This is a genomic window from Acidimicrobiales bacterium, from assembly GCA_035630295.1.
Taxonomy (GTDB): Bacteria; Actinomycetota; Acidimicrobiia; order Acidimicrobiales; family Iamiaceae; genus Iamia.
The window spans coordinates 1-17454 of sequence record DASQKY010000028.1 but is presented as its reverse complement, the minus strand read 5'-3'; the positions used below and the strand labels follow the sequence as shown (position 1 = coordinate 17454).

18 protein-coding genes are annotated in these 17454 nt (G+C 74.0%); 7 read left to right on the top strand and 11 right to left on the bottom strand.

The window, feature by feature from the left end:
* Nucleotides 1–19: 19 nt before the first annotated feature.
* The 6 genes from VEW93_07435 to VEW93_07410 form a co-directional block, all read right to left on the bottom strand.
* A complete protein-coding gene (locus VEW93_07435; GenBank protein HYI61622.1) occupies nt 20–1036 on the bottom strand; it encodes a WYL domain-containing protein in 1017 nt (338 codons plus the stop codon).
* Between the two features lie 124 nt (nt 1037–1160).
* Nucleotides 1161–2429 (bottom strand): ABC transporter ATP-binding protein, encoded by a 1269-nt coding sequence (locus VEW93_07430; GenBank protein ID HYI61621.1) that lies wholly within the window; start codon nt 2427–2429, stop codon nt 1161–1163.
* Between the two features lie 2 nt (nt 2430–2431).
* A complete protein-coding gene (locus tag VEW93_07425) occupies nt 2432–3442 on the bottom strand; it encodes an ABC transporter permease (GenBank protein ID HYI61620.1) in 1011 nt (336 codons plus the stop codon).
* A 61-nt stretch (nt 3443–3503) separates the two neighbouring features.
* Complete coding sequence (locus tag VEW93_07420; GenBank protein ID HYI61619.1) at nt 3504–6035, bottom strand: glycosyltransferase family 4 protein; 2532 nt, start codon at nt 6033–6035, stop codon at nt 3504–3506.
* Entirely contained in the window at nt 6032–7243 is a 1212-nt protein-coding gene (locus VEW93_07415) for a glycosyltransferase family 4 protein (GenBank protein HYI61618.1), read from the bottom strand. Before VEW93_07415 ends, VEW93_07420 begins: the two co-directional genes overlap by 4 nt.
* A gap of 31 nt (nt 7244–7274) precedes the next feature.
* Entirely contained in the window at nt 7275–8531 is a 1257-nt protein-coding gene (locus VEW93_07410) for a hypothetical protein (protein HYI61617.1), read from the bottom strand.
* A gap of 90 nt (nt 8532–8621) precedes the next feature.
* On the opposite strand from VEW93_07410, the gene recG reads away from it, so the two are divergent.
* Both recG and VEW93_07400 read left to right on the top strand, forming a co-directional pair.
* Nucleotides 8622–10856 (top strand): ATP-dependent DNA helicase RecG, encoded by a 2235-nt coding sequence (recG, locus tag VEW93_07405; protein ID HYI61616.1) that lies wholly within the window; start codon nt 8622–8624, stop codon nt 10854–10856.
* Between the two features lie 19 nt (nt 10857–10875).
* The gene (locus tag VEW93_07400) at nt 10876–11706 is read left to right on the top strand and encodes a class I SAM-dependent methyltransferase (protein ID HYI61615.1); all 831 of its coding nucleotides are present in this window, start codon (nt 10876–10878) and stop codon (nt 11704–11706) included.
* Nucleotides 11707–11758: 52 nt separating this feature from the next.
* Here VEW93_07400 and VEW93_07395 read toward each other — a convergent pair whose 3' ends face one another.
* Together VEW93_07395 and VEW93_07390 are read right to left on the bottom strand one after the other, a co-directional pair.
* Nucleotides 11759–12004, bottom strand: a complete 246-nt coding sequence (locus VEW93_07395; protein HYI61614.1) for a hypothetical protein — start codon at nt 12002–12004, stop codon at nt 11759–11761.
* A gap of 66 nt (nt 12005–12070) precedes the next feature.
* The gene (locus tag VEW93_07390) at nt 12071–13228 is read right to left on the bottom strand and encodes a DUF222 domain-containing protein (protein HYI61613.1); all 1158 of its coding nucleotides are present in this window, start codon (nt 13226–13228) and stop codon (nt 12071–12073) included.
* A gap of 132 nt (nt 13229–13360) precedes the next feature.
* On the opposite strand from VEW93_07390, the gene VEW93_07385 reads away from it, so the two are divergent.
* The 4 genes from VEW93_07385 (at nt 13361) to VEW93_07370 (ending at nt 15490) form a co-directional block, all read left to right on the top strand.
* Entirely contained in the window at nt 13361–13552 is a 192-nt protein-coding gene (locus tag VEW93_07385; GenBank protein HYI61612.1) for a hypothetical protein, read from the top strand.
* A gap of 58 nt (nt 13553–13610) precedes the next feature.
* A complete protein-coding gene (locus VEW93_07380) occupies nt 13611–14045 on the top strand; it encodes a VOC family protein (protein HYI61611.1) in 435 nt (144 codons plus the stop codon).
* Nucleotides 14046–14095: 50 nt separating this feature from the next.
* Entirely contained in the window at nt 14096–14623 is a 528-nt protein-coding gene (locus tag VEW93_07375) for an NUDIX hydrolase (protein ID HYI61610.1), read from the top strand.
* Nucleotides 14624–14716: 93 nt separating this feature from the next.
* Nucleotides 14717–15490, top strand: a complete 774-nt coding sequence (locus VEW93_07370; GenBank protein HYI61609.1) for a hypothetical protein — start codon at nt 14717–14719, stop codon at nt 15488–15490.
* A gap of 43 nt (nt 15491–15533) precedes the next feature.
* On the opposite strand, the gene VEW93_07365 is transcribed toward VEW93_07370, so the two are convergent.
* Genes VEW93_07365 through VEW93_07355 form a run of 3 tightly spaced genes read right to left on the bottom strand, consistent with a single transcriptional unit; the run spans nt 15534 to nt 17151 of the window.
* Nucleotides 15534–15959 (bottom strand): VOC family protein, encoded by a 426-nt coding sequence (locus VEW93_07365; GenBank protein HYI61608.1) that lies wholly within the window; start codon nt 15957–15959, stop codon nt 15534–15536.
* A 10-nt stretch (nt 15960–15969) separates the two neighbouring features.
* Nucleotides 15970–16167, bottom strand: coding sequence for a hypothetical protein (locus VEW93_07360; GenBank protein ID HYI61607.1), 198 nt, complete (start codon nt 16165–16167; stop codon nt 15970–15972).
* A gap of 3 nt (nt 16168–16170) precedes the next feature.
* On the bottom strand, nt 16171–17151 hold the full coding sequence (locus VEW93_07355) for a YafY family protein (protein ID HYI61606.1): 981 nt from the start codon (nt 17149–17151) through the stop codon (nt 16171–16173).
* 63 nt (nt 17152–17214) lie between these two features.
* Between VEW93_07355 and VEW93_07350 the strand changes: the two genes are divergently transcribed.
* Nucleotides 17215–17454, top strand: a 240-nt coding sequence (locus VEW93_07350; protein HYI61605.1) for a pyridoxamine 5'-phosphate oxidase family protein, incomplete at its 3' end; no start/stop codon positions are given.

The window sequence follows — 17454 nt, the reverse complement described above, 5'->3', positions numbered from 1 at the left end:
CCGGGCGGTGGACACCGGGTCAGGTGTGGCGGGCGAGGAGGGCCTGGGCCAGGGTGGCCACCGTGGCCCGCAGCGCCGGCGGGGCCACGACCTCGACGCCATCGCCCAGGGCCAAGAGGCGCTCCGGGGCGACCTCTGTGCCGTCGGAGGCCAGGGTCACCGTGAACCAGCCCTCGTCGTCGGGCGGCGACGCCCCGTCGATGGCGTGCTGGGCCATGACCGGTTCGACCACCTCGTGCAGGCGGCCCAGGGCCCGGGTCGAGAGGCGCAGGGTCAGGCCGGGCGGTGACACCGCCCCGTCGAGCTGGGCCGGCGAGTCGGTCCACCACTCCGAGAGGACGAACCCGTCGGGTCGGCGCACCGGCACGTCACCGGGCGCCACCCGGGTGATGCGGTTGACCCGGTAGCTGCGGGGCACGCCGTCCACGGCGGCCACCGCGTACCAACGGCCGGAGCGGAGGACCAGGCCCAGGGGATCGACGAGATGGGTGACCTCGCTGTCGCCCCGCCCGTAGCCGACCTCGACGCGGTACCCGTCCCACACCGCGCACGACAGGGCGGCCAGGTGGGGCACGTCGTCGGGGCGCTGGAACCACCCCGGGGCGTCGAGCAGGCACCGCTCGGCCAGGGCCTCGGCCCGCTCCTTCACGTCGGGGGGCGCGCCCTTGCCCCGGGAGCGGGCGCTGACCGCGGCGGTGGCCAGCCCCAGCTGCCCGGCTGTGACCGGGGTGGCCCGCAGCATCACCGCGGTGGCCTCGTCCGGGGTGAGGCCCTCCATGCGCGACAGCCACCCGTCGACCAGGCGGGCCCCCGCCCCGGGGCCGGTCCCGGTCCAGATGGGGAACCCGGCCACCTGCAGGTCGGACAGGTCCCGGTAGATGGTGCGGACCGCCACCTTCATGTCCTCGGCCAGCTCGGGGGCGGTGGCCGTCCCGCCCCGGTGCAGCCGCAGCAGCAGGTCGACCAGGCGGGCGGCCCGGAGGTCAGCCGAGCGCGGCGGAGGCTTGCGACGCCGGCCGGCCGGCCCCGCGCTCATGGGCCACCGGGGTCGTCTCGTCGCATCGAGCCCCCGATGGGCCAGCCGCCGATGGCCGTCTCCGCGCGCGCAACCACGGTCCGACCCTACTCCTGTCAGGTGTCGGCCCGCTCGGCCGCCACCCCTAGAAGTTGTAGATGTGCTCGATCTTGATGGGGAAGTGGACGGTGCCCAGAGCCCGGGTGGGGTTCATCACCGCGAAGCTGTCCTCGAACTCGCGCTCGTCGTAGACGGTGCCGCCGTCGTGGGTGTGGATCTTCGCCGTCACCAGGAACCGCCCGTCGAGCAGGGGCACCTGGTCGAAGACGAAGTTCACGCTGCCCTCCACGTCCACGGCGTGGAGGGGCTGCTCCAGCACGTCGGTGGTGGTGCCCATGAGCCGGTTGCCGGCCTCGTCGAAGATCTCCACCGCGAAGGCCACGTCCCGGATCAGCCCGGTGGCCGAGTAGCCGACGCACATCGTCATGGGCTGGCCGGGGCGGAGCGCGTCCTGGCCCTCGGGGTACTCGAAGGTGATGCCGGTGATGGCCACCGTCGCCCCCGGCACGGGCACCAGCTCGGGCTCGGGGACCACCACGGGGACCTCGCCGGTGGCCGGGTCGATGGCGACGGGGGGCACGTGGTCGGCGTCCTCGGCGGCCAGCTCGGGGATGGCCACGCCCCGGGCGGCCAGGGTGTCGCGGAAGGTGCGGATGGCCTCGCCGGGCGGGCCGTCGGCCACCTGGACCCCGTGGTCGAGCACCACCGCCCGATCGGCGATCTGGCGCACCAGGTCGGTGACGTGGGTGACCAGCAGCAGGGTGCGGCCCTCGCGCTGGAGGCGCCGCACCCGGTCGATGCACTTGCGCTGGAAGGCCTCGTCGCCCACCGAGAGGACCTCGTCGATGAGCAGGACGTCGGGCTCCACGTTGATGGCCACTGCGAAGCCCAGCCGGGCGTACATGCCGGTCGAGTAGTGCTTGACCTGGAGGTCGATGAACCCCTCCAGCTCGGCGAAGGCCACGATGTCGTCGAAGATCTCGGCGATCTGGGCCTTGGAGAAGCCCAGGATCGAGCCGTTCAGGTAGATGTTCTCGCGGCCGGTCAGGTCGGGGTGGAACCCGGCGCCCAGCTCCAGCATGGCCGCCATGCGGCCCCGGGTGGTGATGGAGCCGGAGGTGGGGCGCAGGGTGCCGGCCACGCACTTGAGCAGGGTGGACTTGCCGCTGCCGTTGTGGCCTAGGATGGCCACCGTCTCCCCCTGGGCCACGTCGAAGCTGACGTCGCGCAGGGCGTGGAACTCGTCGTACTCGATGCGCCCGGCCCGGATCACCCGCTCCTTGGCCGACTTGGGCTTGTCCCGGGCGATCTTGAACTGCTTGGTCACCCGGTCGACGGTGATGGCGTCGGTCACGCTCAGATCTCCTCGGCCAGGTTGTCCTCGAGCCGCCCGAAGAGCCACAGCGCCCCGAACAGCAGGGCCACGGCCACGATGCCCACCAGGCCCAGGCGGGTCAGGTACCACTCGAGGGGGTGGTGGACCAGGGCCGGCGGCGTCTGGTCGGGGATGGCGCCGGTGGGGTCGAAGGCGGTGGCGGTGCCGTCGGGCCGGGGGTTGGTGTACCAGCCGAACGGGGCCTCGGCCGGGTTGTAGAGCACCTTCTGGAAGGTGACCACGATGGGGATGATGGGGTTCAGCGACGCCAGCCACTCCCGGGACGGGCCCAGGGTCTCGGCCACCAGCCGGTAGGGGTAGACGATGGCCGACAACCAGAACCAGGCCAACAGGCCCAGCTCCAGCAGGTGCTGGGTGTCGCGCAGGTAGACGTTGACGGCGGCCAGGGCCACGGCCAGGGCCGAGGCCAGCACCAGCAGCACCAGGAAGGCCACCGGCACGGCGATCATGTGGTCCCACGACGGGACCCGGCGGAACACCAACAGCGCTCCGAGCAGCACGACGGTCTGCAGCAGGAAGTGGACCACGGCGGCGCCGATGGCGGCCAGGGGCAGGATCTCCCGGGGGAACCAGACCTTCTGGACCAGCTGGGCGTTGGCGGTGATGGAGGTGGTGCCGCCGTTCAGGGCGGCGGAGAAGAAGTTCCACACCAGCAGCCCGGACAGGAAGTAGATGGCGTAGTCCGGGACCTGGACCTTCAGCACCTTCTGGAACACCACCGAGAACACGACCAGGTACATGGTCGGGTTGAGCAGCGTCCACACGAAGCCCAGGACGCTGTTCTTGTACTTGACCTTCAGCTCCTTGCGGGTGAGGTTGCCCAGCAGCTCCCGGTAGCGCCAGACGTTCCGCAACCGTTGGATCGGGTTGGGTCGGCGGGAGATCTCCACCGCCGGCGCCGCGTCGCCGGTGCGGCGCGGCCCCCCGGCCAGGGGCTCGTCGGCGTGGGGGGGAGGGGCGGTGTCGACCAACGGAGCGGGTCCTCGGGGAGCGGGGAGGGCCCGTCGGGAGGGGGCGGGCCGGCGGTCGAGGCTACCGGACCGCCTCTCCCGGCCCCGAGACGACCGGGGCGCCGGCCACCCGGGCCACCACCGCGGCCAGGCGATCGCCCACCTGCGCCCAGTCGTAGCGCTCCTCGACCAGGGCCCGGCCGGCGGCGGCCCGGCGGGCGGCGGCCCCCGGGTCGTCGACCACGGCCCGCACCCCGGCCGCCACGTCGTCGGCCCCGACCACCAGCAGGTGCTGGCCGGCCACCACCTCCAGGCCCCGGGCCCCCACGTCGGTCGAGACCACGGGCACGCCGGCGGCCAGGTACTCGATGATCTTGAGGTTGGTGCCCGACCCGAAGGTCATGGGGTTGAGGGCCACCTGGGCCGAGCGCAGCAGCACGGCCTTGGCCCGGTCCGAGACCACCCCGGCGAAGGCCAGGTTGGGGGGCAGGGCCCGGCCGGCGAAGGCGTCGCCGTGGCGCCCGCCCAGCACGAAGGCCACGTCCGGGACCTGGCCGGCCACCTCCAGGAGCAGCTCGGCGGCGGCCAGGTTGGGCGGGTGCCAGCTCCCGAAGAACACGGCCAGGGCCCGGGTGGCGGCGAAGCCGGGGTCGACGGCCGCGGCCCGGGCCCGCCAGCGCTCGCCGTCCCGGGCCCGGTCCTCGGGGGTGGGGGGGACGAGGGCGGCGCAATCGGTGCCGTTGGGCACCACCGCGGTGTCGGCCCGGGGTCGTTGCCCCAGGGCGGCCAGGGCCTCGGCGTCCTCGGCGCTGCAGGCGGTGATGGCCGCGGCCCGGGTGGCGGCCTCGGTCTCGACGGCCACGATGCGGGCCAGGGCCTCGTCGCCGCCGGGGGTGGCCGGCAGCACGTCGGCCTTGAGCTCGCCCTCCACGTTGTAGGCGTCGTAGACGAAGGGCAGCTCGACACCGGCGGCGGCCAGGGCCGGCAGCAGGTACGGCTCGGCCAGCACCACCACGTCCGCCCCCCGGGCCGCGTCGCGCAGGCGGCGCAGGTACTCGGGGGTGGCCTCGATGGCCGTGCCCGCCACCAGGTCGGTCATGGGCGTGCCCAGGGCCAGGGTCAGCTCATCCGCGGCCCGGTCGTGGGCCGGGGTGCGGGGCACCGCCGTCTCCACCAGCCCGGGGGCGATCTCCCGGGACCCGGCCGGCCCGCCGGCGGTCAGGCTGACGATCTCCACCTCGGCGTGGCGGGCCAGGGCGCCGTAGAGGTGGAAGGCCCGGAGCTGGCCGCCGTGGCCCCGCTCCGCCACCCGGAACGTGGTCAGGACCACCACCCGGGGCCGCCCCGCGGTGCGGGCCCGGGCCCGACGGGGATCGCTCGCCGGGGCACCGGCGAGGGCGGCCGGCGCCGGCCCGGCCGGCGAGGCGGCGCCGGGCCGACCCAGGAGGGTGTGGACCACGGCCGGCCAGGTGATGCGCCGGGCCCGGCGGCGGGCCGCCTCGCCCATGGCGGCGGCGCCGTCGGGGTCGCCGGCGACCCGCCGGAGGGCGGCGGCCAGGGCCTCGGGCTCGGGCGCGGCCACCAGCCCGTCGACGCCGTCGTGGACCAGCTCGGTGGGCCCCCCGCTGTCGGTGCAGGTGACCACGGGCGTGCCCAGGGCCATGGCCTCCACCGCGATCAGGCCGTAGTCCTCGTCGTCGGGGACGAAGGGCACGGCCCGGGCTCCGGCGTAGAGGCCGGGCAGGTCCTCGTCGGGCACGAACCCCAGCAGCTCGATGCGGGGGTCCCCGGCGGCCAGGTCCCGCAGCCGCCCCTCCTCGGGCCCGGTCCCCCCGATGAGGAGCGGGATGTCGTGGGGGACCTGGGCCATGGCCCGCACCAGCAGGTCCAGGCGCTTGGGCCCGTCCAGGCGGCTGGCGGTGAACAGGTACGAGCCCGGCTCCCGACCCCCGGGGGGCGCCGGCGGCGGGCCGTCGGCGTCGGGCGCCACCAGGTCGGACGGGGCGTGGGCCACGCGGGCGACGGCCCCGGGGGGCAGGTAGTCGGCCCGGCCGGCGATGGTGCGCGACAGGGCCACGTAGCGGGCGATCCCGGTGGGGTCGAGGGCCACCCGGTCGAGCCACCGCACCACCAGGCGGGCCACCGGGCTGGGGATGGCCAGCTCGAAGTGGTCGGGGCCCACCGCGGCCACCGCCTCGTCGACGCGGCCCAGCACCTCATCGAGGGCGGCCCGGGCCGGGGGTCCGGCCACCGCGGCCAGCAGGGCGGCCAGGGCGGGTTCGACCGGTCCGGGCACGAGGGGCAGGCCGAAGCGGTCGTAGGTGTCGTACAGGCCCCGGAGGGGGTGGAACATCCACAGCACGTGGTGGGGGTGAGGGCAGATCCAGGCCGGGTACTTCGAGGTGACGATGGCATCGAAGTGGCTCAGGTCCAGGGCCGCGAAGGCCCGGTAGCCGGCGGCCAGATCGGCCAGGGTCCGCTCCCGGACCGGGAGCTTGACCACGTCCGCGTCGTGGCCGGCCTCCAGCAGGGCGGCGTGCAGCCCGGACCAGGCTCGCTCGGCCCCGCCCCGGGTGAAGGGGACGGGCGTGGGGGCGACGACGGCGACCTTCACCCGGCCTCCGCCTCCTCCATGGTCAGGGCCAGGGCGGCCCGGATCTCGTCGTCGGCCCGGGCCCACGTGGTGCGGGCGGCCCGGGCCCGGGCTCCCACGGCCAGGGCCTCGGCCAGGTCGGCGTCGGTCAGCACCCGCTCGACGGCGGCGGCGATGGCCGCCCCGGTGGGGGCCACCACCAGCCCGTCGACCTCGTGCTCCACCAGGTCGGCCAGGCCGCCGCCGTCCTCGCACACCACCACCGGCGCGCCGTGGGCCATGGCCTCCACCGCGGTCAGGCCGTAGTCCTCGTCGTAGGCCGGGGCCACCACGCAGGGGCTGGTGGCGTACAGGCGGGCCAGGGTGGTGTCGTCGACCCGGCCCACCAGCTCCACGTTCGACCGCCAGCCCTCGGGGGCGGGGTCGTCGTCGTGGGGCCGGCAGCACCACAGGCGCCGGTCGTCCACCGCGTCGAGGTCGGTGCCAAGGCGGGCCAGGCGGTGGTCGACGGCCCGCACCCAGGCCGCCCGGCCCCCGGTGCCGACCACGGTGGCGGGCACGTGGGGCAGGCGGCGCAGGGCGGCCACGAACAGCTCCGGCCGCTTGGGGAACTCCAGGCGGCCCACGCACAGCACCGGCCCGTCCCGGCGGGCCCCGGGGGCCACGTCCCCGGTCCCGTCGACGGCGATGCCGGCGTGGAACAGCGACACCCGGTCGATGCCGTTGAAGTGGCCCAGCCGGCGGCGGACCGTCTCGGAGCCGGCCGCGAACCATCGCACCCGGTCGAGCCGGCTCCGGTCCAGGGCCCGGACCCGGGCCGCGGTGTGGCGGTGCAGGTCGGGGTCGGGGGCGAAGCCGGCCTCGAGGTACACGTCCTCCAGGTCGTAGAAGACGCGCTGGTGGTGGAAGAACAGGCTCAGGTGCCGGGGGTGGGGCACGGCGAAGGACGGTGGCTGGGTGGAGACCACGGCGTCGATGCGCCGCAGCGCCACCCGGTCGCACACCTCGACGGCGGAGAGGTAGCGCACGTACTCGGGGGCCAGGGCGTGGATCTCGGGCGGCACCACCGTCCCGTAGGGCTGGAGGGCCAGCCGGGTCAGGTCGAGGGGCAGGCGGGTCACCTGGTGGCCGTCGGCCCGCAGGGTGGCCTCCACCCGGTCGACCACGCTCTCGAAGCCGCCGGCCACCCCGAAGTGGGGCTTGACCAGGGCCAGGCGCAGGCCCGTCACCGCCTGGCCTCCCGAGCTGGGGCCGGGGCGCTCACCCGGCGGGCGGGGCGCCCGGGGTGCGGGCCGCGAGCACGTAGGTGTCGGGCGCCGGGCCCTCGACCGGGCCGGGGACCACGACGTCGGCCTCGGCCCCGCCCCGCTCGAAGGCCAGGGCCACCAGGAGGTCGGGGTGCACCAGCCGGCGCCGGGGGTCGGCCCACAGGCGGGACCCGGCGGCCACCGAGCCGGGGGTGGCGGCCGAGAGCACCAGGACACCACCGGGGCGGAGGGCCAGGAGGGCGCCGTCGACCAGCGCCACCAGGGTGGCCAGGTCGACCACGTCGGCCAGGAGGGCGGCGGTGACCGCCCCGCAGGAGCCGGGGGCCACCGAGGCCAGGTGGGCCAGCGGGTCGCCGGTGGCCACGGTGTGGCCCCGGGCCGACAGGGCGGCGGCGGCCTCGGGGTCGGCCTCGACGCCGGTGGCGGCCAGGCCCCGGGCCGCCCAGGCGTCCAGCCACTCGCCCCGACCGGAGGCCAGGTCCAGCACCGGCGCCCCGGCGGCGCCGCCGGAGACCACGTCGGCCACGGCCTCGGCCTGGGCCCGCAGCTCCTCGGCGGTGGCCCGGCCGGCCAGGGCCAGCCGCCCCGTCAGCTCGGCCTCGACGTCCTCGGCCGCGGCAGCCAGGGCCCCCAGGCCGGGCCCGGCGTCCCCCTCGGGATCGGTGGCGGTGGCGGACAGGGCGGCGCGCGCCGCCCGCAGGGCGGTGGCCTCCCGGACCCGGGCCGCGCCGGCGGCCTGGCGCTGGGCGGCCAGGCCCTCCTCGGCCGCCGTGGTGCGGGCGGCCAGCTCGTCGACCAGGTCGGCCAGGCGGGCCAGCTCGTCCTCCACGTCGGCCTGGCCCACCTCCACGGTGGCGATCCCCGCCGCGGCCCGGGCCACCACCTGGTGGGCCCGCTCGTCGCTGCGGGCCACCGACCCGACCAGCTCCTCGACCACGTCGACCAGGCGCCCCAGCGCGGCCACCACGTCCTCGTTGAACGGCACCTGGTGGGAGGTGACGGGGCGCAGGCCCAGGTTGACGGCCCGCTTGACCTGCCGGAGCCGGGCGTCGCCGGGGACCTCGGTGCCGGCCGCCCGCCGCAGGTGGGCGGCGTGGAGGTGCTGGCGGATGGTGTCCAGGTCGTCGACGGCCCGGGCCGCGGGGGAGCGGGGCCCGGCGGTCGGGGGCCCGGCGTCGGCCCGGTCGGCCAGCTCGTCGAGCACGGCGGCGGCCCCGTCGGGGGCGGGCGGGGCGTGGTCGTCGGCCATGGCGGGCCGAGGCTAGTGCCGGCCCGCCGGCGCCCGAGGCGGCCGGGGGCGCCCGTCGGGCCCGGGCCGGGCACGGCATAGGGTCGGGAGATGGCCCGCCGGCTGTCGCAGCTCGCCCACGTCCCGGTGACCGAGCTCAAGGGCCTGGGTCCCAAGGCGGCCCAGGGCCTGGCCGAGGCCTTCGAGGTGGAGACGGTCCTCGACCTGCTCACCCACTACCCCCGCCGGTGGATCGACCGCACCAACGAGGCCCGCGTCGCCGACCTGCGCCCCGGCGACCAGGCCCTGGTGGTGGCCGAGGTGCGACGGATCTCGGCCCGCCGCACCCGGGGCCGCCCGCCCCGCACCCTGGTGACCGCCACCGTCACCGACGGCTCGGGCCACCTGACCGTCACCTTCTTCAACCAGGGGTGGCGGGAGCGCCAGCTCCCCCCGGGGACGACGTGCGTCCTGTTCGGCAAGGTCGACACCTTCCAGGGGCAGCTCCAGATGACCAACCCCGTCGTCGACCTGATCGGGGACCAGACCGGCCGTTTCGTGCCCGTCTACCCCCAGTCCGACAAGGTCCGCATCACCTCCCAGGACGTGGGCCGGTGGATGGGCGAGGTGCTGGAGCGGGCCGGCACCTTCGCCGAGCCGCTGCCCGACGCGGTGCGCGACGAGCACGACCTGGTCGAGCGGACGCGGGCCTTCCACGGCATCCACCAGCCCGAGGGGTGGGCGGATGTGACCGTGGCCCGCAAGCGCCTGGTGTTCGACGAGCTGCTGCGCATCCAGCTGGCCCTCATCCTGCGCAAGCGGACCCTGGAGCGGACCACCGAGGGCATCGCCCACCACGTGGGCCGGGCCGACGGTGGGGGGGAGGACCGGGAGCGGCTGGTGGCCGACTTCCACGGCCGGCTGCCGTTCTCCCTGACCGGGGCCCAGCGGCGGGTCATCGACGAGATCACCGCCGACCTGGCCGGCCCCCACCCCATGCACCGGCTGCTCCAGGGCGACGTGGGGGCGGGCAAGACCCTGGTGGCCCTGACCGCCCTCCTGGTCGGGGTGCAGGGCGGTCACCAGGGAGCGCTGATGGCCCCCACCGAGGTGCTGGCCGAGCAGCACCACCTGGGGGTCCGGGCCCTGCTGGCCGGGCTGACGGTGGACGACGGCGGCACCACGCTGCTGGGCCAACGCCCGGTGGCCGTCGAGCTCCTCACCGCCCGGGCCACGCCCACCGAGCGCAAGCGCATCCTGGCCGGGTTGGCCCGCGGGGATGTCGACATCGCCATCGGCACCCACTCCCTCATCCAGGAGGGGGTCACCTTCCACTCGCTGGGGGTGGTGGTGGTGGACGAGCAGCACCGCTTCGGCGTGGAGCAGCGGGCCGCTCTCCGGGAGCGGGGGGCGGGCACGGCCAGCCCCGACGTGCTGGTCATGACGGCCACCCCCATCCCCCGCACCGCGGCCATGACCGTCTACGGCGACCTCGACGTCTCGGTGCTGGACGAGATGCCCCCGGGCCGGACCCCGATCACCACGGTGTGGGTCCGCACCGACTCGGCCGACGAGGACGACGACACCGGCGAGGCGCTGCCGGCCCCCGACCCCGAGGACGCGGTGTGGGAGGCGGTGCGGGTCGAGGTGGCGGCCGGGCGCCAGGCCTACGTGGTGTGCCCCCTGATCGAGGGGTCGGAGAAGCTGGAGGCCCGCTCGGCCCAGGAGACCTTCGACGAGCTGACGGCCCCGGGGGTCGGCGGCCTGGAGGGGCTGCGGGTGGCCATGCTGCACGGGCGCATGCCGAGCGCCGAGAAGGAGGCGGTGATGGAGCGCTTCCGCCAGGGGGCCCTCGACGTGCTGGTGGCCACCACGGTGATCGAGGTGGGGGTGGACGTGCCCAACGCCACCGTCATGGTCGTCCTCGACGCCGACCGCTTCGGCATCGCCCAGCTCCACCAGCTGCGCGGCCGGGTCGGTCGCGGGGCCGACCAGTCGCACTGCTACCTCGTCACCGGCACCGCGGGCGCCGAGGGCGACGCCGAGGCGCGGGCCGAGGGCAACGCCCGGCTCGAGGCTCTCGTCGCCAGCGACGACGGCTTCGAGCTGGCCGAGGTCGACCTGGAGATCCGGGGGGAGGGCACGCTCTTCGCCGAGCGCCAGAAGGGCCGCAGCGATCTCAAGCTGGCCTCGCTCCGCCGCGACAAGGAGGCCGTCCTCGACGCCCGCGCCGCCGCCGAGCGCCTGGTGGCCGACGACGGCGACCTGTCCGCCCACCCGGACCTCCAGGACGAGCTGCGCCTCTTCCTCGAGCCCGAGGACGAGGCCTTCCTCTTCAAGTCCTGAGCCTCGCTACGCTCCCGCCGTGCTCCGCGACCCTGAAGCCATCGAACGAGTGTCGATCCGAGGCGCCCGCTTCGAGATCGACGGTGTCCAGTTCCTGAGCAGCCTGGGAGGGAGATCGAACTCCGATCACTTCGCGATCTGCAAGTCACCCAACCACGTGGACCGCTACCGCGAGCTGCTCGAGGGCCTCTCGAACCCGACCATCATCGAGCTGGGGATCGCGCAGGGCGGCAGCCTGGTGCTGCTGACGCTGCTCGCGGCGCCGTCGAAGCTCCTCGCGTTCGAGCTCTCGAACGAACCGATCGCGGCGCTGTCGGCCTTCATCGAGGAGCGGGGTCTCACCGACCGCCTGATCCCGCACTACGGCGTGGATCAGGCGGATCGAGCCCGCATCTCGTCCATCCTCGACGCGGAGATCGGGAGCACGCCCATCGATCTCGTCATCGACGACGCATCCCACCTCTACGGGCCGACGGTGACCTCGTTCGAGGTGCTGTTCCCTCGGGTGCGCCCCGGAGGCATCTACCTCATCGAGGACTGGTCCACCGACCACTTCGTCGCAACCGCGATCCGGATCGCCCTCGAGGGGCCGGACGCGGCGGCGCGCGAGGAGATGCGGCGGAACCTGGAGCGTGAGCGGTCGAAGGGGCCGGTCAGCGTGCCGTTGTCCCGGCTGGCCGTGGAGCTGATGCTCGCGGTGACCCTTCCCAACGACACCATCGCCGAGGTCAGCTTCAACGACAACTGGATCCTCGTCCGGCGCGGACCTCGTGCGCTCGACGCGGACTTCCGGGTCGCCGACCTCTACGACGACGACTTCGGGTTCCTGTCGGCCGCCACGGAGGCGTGAGCCCGCCGAACCGACCAAGGCGGCCAGCCACTGCGGCGCCGGTCGGTCGCCGTCACCCGGCCATGATGCGTCGGACGAGTGCTTCTTGCTCCTGCCTCGTCTGCACCCGCAGTCGCTCGAACTCGGATCCCAGCCGCAGGTCGGCGTGGAGCCCGGACGGATCCTCGTGGAAGTGGAGGAAGGCTCTGCCACCTCTGTAGAACACTCCCCGCTTCTTCTCGACGAGCGCCGGCACGTCACGCAGTCGACGCAGGAGCGGTTCGAGCTCGTCGAGCCCCGCGGACGTCGCGTGTCGCACCGTTCCAGAGTATGGGTGCCGCTCACATCCGTCTCAGGGGAGCGCCGGTCTCGAAAGGCGTGGACTTCATGCCACCGCGGCGGACCCGGGTGGGTCGTGGTGTCTTCGGCGGCCGGTGGGTTCGGTGACGATGATCGTGCCGTCGGGCCGCAGCTCGAGGCGCCAGTCGGGTTGGTGGATGACGTGGTGGTGGCGGGAGCAGAGCAGCACGAGGTTGTCGAGTCGGGTTGCTCCGCCGTCTTCCCAGTGTCGGATGTGGTGTCCTTCGCACCAGTCCACCGGGCGATCGCAGCCCGGGAAACGGCAGCCAAGGTCCCGTAGCACCAGCGAGGTGTAGAGGGCGGGTGGGATGGTGCGGGTGCCGCGCCCGTAGTCGAGGATCGACGATGCGCCGTCGGTGATCACGCGGTGCACGGTGGCGTCGCAGGCCATCTGGCGGACCACCAGGCCCGGGAGCGGCCGACCGTCGAGGGTCCGGCCTGGCTCACCAGCCCGTAGTGCGTCGTTGGTGATCACGATGTTGAGGTGGGGCCGGTGCCGCCCGCGGACCTTGGTGGTCTGGTGGTCGAGGAAGTGGCGGCAGATGTCGACGAGCGCGTGGCCGTGCCGCTGTGACAACGGGATCTCATGGTCGCCGGACTGGGCGATGCGCAGCGCAGTGGCGAGGGTCTCGCCGCCTTCGGCGTCGAAGGATCCCTTGAGGTACGTGCGACCGTCGAGGGTGGACGCGATCGACGCCTCGGCGGGGGGAGGGGCAGGTGGTTCGGGTTCGTCCAGGACGGCGTCGGCCCGCGCCGCCCAGGTCTGCAGCGCGATGGCCGTCGCGGGCAGGTCGAGCGGGCGCAGCAGCGGGACGAGCTCGGTCTCGTGGTCGGCCCAGAGCCGGGTCCGGGCCTCGGTGACGTTGGCCGCGATGACCTCGACCTGCGCGTCGGTGAGCTCTCCGGTGATCCAGGCCGCCGCGGTGGCGGGCAGGGCGCGGAGTCGTCGTCCGAGGCGCAGGGCGTGGGAGGCAGCCTGGTTGGTCCAGCCGAAGTGGTTGCGGACCCAGGCGGTCATCGACGCGGAGCCGTCGAGCTTCCAGTCGCCTCGGTGGTCGAGCTCGGCCAGGGCCAGGGTGAGCTTGGCCCGCAGCACCGAAGCCTGCTGGGCGACGTCGACCAGCGCGTCGCTCTCCGAGGCGATCACCAGGGTCTGGATCGATTCCCGGAGGGCGGCGGCCATCCGTCAAGCGTACACCAGTTCGATGTGGCCGACACGTCAAAAATAGCTCTTGACCAGGGTTTTCTTCCCACTTGAGCCACATTGGCCCCATGGTCGACTCCAGCCTCCTGCGCCACGCGGCATCATCGTCGAGTGGCTCGCGGTGCCCTCGTGATCGGTGTGCTGCTCCTCGCTGTGGCAACGCTGATCGTCGTGGGTGACGCCGATGGCCTCTCACGGAGGATGCCGGTGCAGGTCGTGCCGCGCCGGTTCGCCGGCTACGCGGCCGCCACGGGCGGAGTGCTCATCACGCTCGGGCTGGTGGCGCTGGCCTTCGATGCCTGAGTCACGTCGGTCAGCTCGAACCGGACTTCGCTCTGGGGCCTGCTGGCAGGATGGGCGAGTGGATGGCCCTTCGATCACAACGAGCATCCCCTACGACTCGCCTTCGGTCGCGCTGGCCTGGCTGACTGACGTGCTGGGCTTCAGCGTGTCGGACGTCTTCCACGACGCGGCAGGCAACCTCGCGTTCGCGCAGCTCGTCTGGGGTAACGGTGCCATCTTCGTCTCGGGGCGTTCGCCAGCTGACAACCCGTGGGCAGCGGTTGGGCCGTGCTCCATCTCCCTGGTCGCCGACGACGAAGCCCACGTGGCGAGGATCCACGGCCGCGTGGTCGCGGCACACGGCGAGGTCGTGCGGGAACCGCAGCTGTCTCGAACGCCGCTGTTCCCCGAGGGGAGCTACCAGCTCGATGTGCGCGATCCCGAGGGCAACCTGTGGACGGTGGGCACGTTCAGGCCGAGGGTCGCAGACACCAGCACACAGCTGCCCGAGTGATGCACCCGCGAGTGATCCCCGATGTGACCCCTGAGGCGTACGTTCCGACGATGACCTCATCGCAACCCGAGCTCGTCGCTGCCAACGGGCGGCGGTTCGCCGGGTTTGCGGCCGCGGTGCTGGTCTTCATCATCGACCCATCCTCCCGGCGGTTCCTCCTGCTCAGCTCTCCAGCAAAGCGCCTGCGGCCCGGCTGGGAGATCGTCAACGGCGGCGTCGAGGCTGGCGAGACGCTCCTCGCCGCCGTGCGGCGCGAGGTGGCCGAGGAGGCAGGGCCCAGCGTCGCCTTGGATGTTCTCGGCACGGTGCACGCGTGGACCTGGCGCTACGACGACGAGGTGCAGCACATGGTCTGCACGGCGTTCGTGGCGACGTACCTCGGCGGTGATGTGGAGCCTGGTGACGACATGGCGGGTTCCGCGATCCGGTGGGCGACGCTCGAGGAGGTGCGCGAGCTGGAGCGCTCCAGCAGCCTGATCCCGGATCACGCGTGGGTGTTCGAGCGGGCACTCGAGTGCTTCGACCTGTGGTCGTCGCGGGAGGCCAACGCGCAGCCCGGCTGGGAAACTGGTGCGTGAGCTCGCGGTGGTCGGGCTGCTACCCGTCCGAGGCGAGGATGGGAGGTCGGCGAAGTGCTCACCTGCGCGAAGGACGCGCGTAGCATCGCGGCCATGACCGCGCTGCTCGTCGTGCTCGCTTCGGTCGTGGCCGTCGCCGCGGCGGCCCGCTCCACCTGGTCGCCGTGCGGGCTGTCGATGCTGTCCACGATCACGCCGATCGGCGAGCGGGGTCGCAACCACCGCTACGGCTCGACCGCCGCCTGGTTCATCGCCGGCGCCGTTCTGGGTGGCGCCACCTTGGCCTTCGGCGCCGCGCTGCTGGCGGCGGGCGTCGCCGCCCTCGACCTCGGGGGCACGACGCGTGTGGGGATCGCGGCGGTGCTGGCCGCGATCACCCTGGCATCCGACCTCAACCTCGGAGGCTTCCGCCTCCCGTCGCACACCCGGCAGGTGAACGAGACGTGGCTCGACCAGTACCGCAGCTGGGTCTACGGGGGCGGCTTCGGCTGGCAGATCGGGGTCGGCCTGGCCACCTACGTGACGACGGCGGCCGTCTACCTGATGATCGGGCTGGCGGCGCTGACCGCCTCTCCGGTCGCCGCCTTCGTCATCGTGACCGGCTTCGGCGTGGTGAGGGGGCTGGCCGTCCTGCTCGGTCGCTCGCTGGTCACGCCCCAGCGGATGCTCGACCTCCACCGACGGCTCGAGGAGCTCCTGCCCACCGCCCAGCGCGCCATCGTCCTCGTGCAGGCCGTCGTCCTCGCCGTCGCCGCCGGCGCGGCGTGGGGTCCAGCGTCGGCGCTGGTGCTCGGCACCGCGGGCGTGCTCGCCACCTTCGCACGAGAGCCCCGCCCCGCGGTCCGCCGGGCCGCCCAGCCCGCCTGACGGCCGCGGTTCGAGCCCACGGCGCGGCGCCGCCAGCAGCAGCTCAGCTCGGCGGCGTCGGTCCCGGCGTGCGGCGCTCGGGGTCGACCGGGCTCATCAGGCCGACGGCGTTGCCGCTCGGGTCGGTGACGATCGCGTAGCGGGCGCCCCAGAAGGCGTCGTAGGGCTCCTGCTGGCCCTCGTGCCCCGCCTCCATCAGGTGCTCGTAGAGCTCGTCGACCGCGGCACGCGACTCGACCCGGAAGCCCAGGACGATGCCGGTGCCCTTGCTGCCCGTGTTCCACACCGAGGCGAACGCCGCGCTGTCGATGTCGACGTCGGTGCCCTCGTTGCGGGCGCTGACGTGGTGCGGCTCCCACTCCGGCATGCCGCCGGCGTCGATCTCCAGCCCCAGGTCGCGGTAGAAGGCGGCGGCGGCCCCCATGTCGTCGACGACCAGGTTCACCTGGTCCAGCACGATCCTCGTCACCCTCGCCTCCTCAGAACCAGCCCGGAGCATCATCGTCGATCTCGGCCAGGTCCTGCTCGGTGACCTCGAGGTACCACATGTCGGCACAGTCCCGGCAGCGGTACGCCACGACGTCGCCCACCTCCCAGCCCAGCTCTGGGGGGTCGATCGGCATGCGATGGCAGGCGCCGCCGCAGTCGACGCAGACGATGGTGTCGGCGATGGCCACGGATCAGGCCGGCACGTCGGTGTAGCGCGCCACCGTCGACGCCGCCCGGTCGGCCACCGCCTGCCGGACCTCGGCCGGCTCGAGCACCTCCAGGTCGCCCCCGAAGCGCATGAGGTCGTAGCCCGCCACCTCGTAGCTCTGGAACTGGAGGGTGAAGGTGATCCAGCCCTCGGCATCGGGCTCGGTCGCGGTGGCGAGCGACTCCGCGCTGCGGGGGTCTTGGACGTGGCGCACCAGCCAGGCCAGGTTCTCCTGCACCCGCACCCGCACCGGGACGGTCTCCCACGAGTCGAGGAAGCCCTCCTGCGCCTCGGCCCAGTGCCTGGCCAGGTCGAACTCAGGTGGGCGCTCGCAGACCTGGTCGAGGAGCTTCACGCTCCTGACCCGGCCGACCCGGAAGGTGCGGTACGAGCGGGTGCGGCCCGAGAGCGCGACGAGGTACCAGACGCCGGCCTTCAGCACGAGACCGAGGGGGTCGAGCACCCGGCTCACCTCTCCGTCGCGCTTCTGGTAGCGGATCTCGACCCGCTGCTCCTCCCACACGGCGCGGGACAGCGCGGCCAGGTGCGGGACCGGCTCGTCGCGGCGGAACCACCCGGGAGCGTCGAGGTGGAAGCGCTCGCGCATGCGCACGGCCCGGCTGCGCAGCTCCGGCGGCAAGGCGGCGTCGACCTTCAGCTGGGCGGCGGCCAGGACCGTGCCCAGCCCCAGCTCCGACGCGGCGCCGGGCAGGCCGGAGAGCGCGAGCGCCTCCGCCTCCTCGGCGGTGAGGCCGGTGAGCCGGGTGCGGTAGCCGTCGACGAGGCGGACGCCGCCGCCCGGACCGGGCTCGGCGTAGATCGGCACGCCGGCGCCGCTGAGGGCCTCGATGTCGCGGTAGATCGTGCGCACCGAGACCTCGAGCTCGTCGGCCAGGCGAGCGGCGGTCATCTTGCCGTTGGTCTGCAGGAGCAGCAGCAGCTGCACCAGGCGGCTCGCGCGCATGGGGGCATCGTAGGACGCGTCGCTGACACCGGCTGTCAGGGATCGGTCCGTAGGTTCGCTGTCATGACCAGTCTCGACGACCTCCGCTCCGGCGCCCCGGAGATCGCTCGGTTCTTCGAGGAGCGGACCACGGCCACCGGCCTGTGCCTCCTCGGGACGGTGCGGTCCGACGGGTGGCCCCGAGTCAGCCCCCTCGAGCTGTCGATCATCGACGACCGGCTCTACGTGGGCAGCATGCCGGGCGCGGTGAAGGCCCGCGACCTCCAGCGTGACGCGCGCTGCTGCCTCCTGACGCCCCTGGCC

Excerpts from the sequence above, each read along its gene's own strand:
- VEW93_07375 (HYI61610.1), top strand. The coding sequence starts at position 14,096 with ATGACCTCATCGCAACCCGAGCTCGTCGCTGCCAACGGGCGGCGGTTC.
- VEW93_07390 (HYI61613.1), bottom strand. The coding sequence starts at position 13,228 with ATGGCCGCCGCCCTCCGGGAATCGATCCAGACCCTGGTGATCGCCTCG.
- VEW93_07410 (HYI61617.1), bottom strand. The coding sequence starts at position 8,531 with ATGGCCGACGACCACGCCCCGCCCGCCCCCGACGGGGCCGCCGCCGTG.
- VEW93_07435 (HYI61622.1), bottom strand. The coding sequence starts at position 1,036 with ATGAGCGCGGGGCCGGCCGGCCGGCGTCGCAAGCCTCCGCCGCGCTCG.
- VEW93_07370 (HYI61609.1), top strand. The coding sequence starts at position 14,717 with ATGACCGCGCTGCTCGTCGTGCTCGCTTCGGTCGTGGCCGTCGCCGCG.
- VEW93_07355 (HYI61606.1), bottom strand. The coding sequence starts at position 17,151 with ATGCGCGCGAGCCGCCTGGTGCAGCTGCTGCTGCTCCTGCAGACCAAC.
- recG (HYI61616.1), top strand. The coding sequence starts at position 8,622 with ATGGCCCGCCGGCTGTCGCAGCTCGCCCACGTCCCGGTGACCGAGCTC.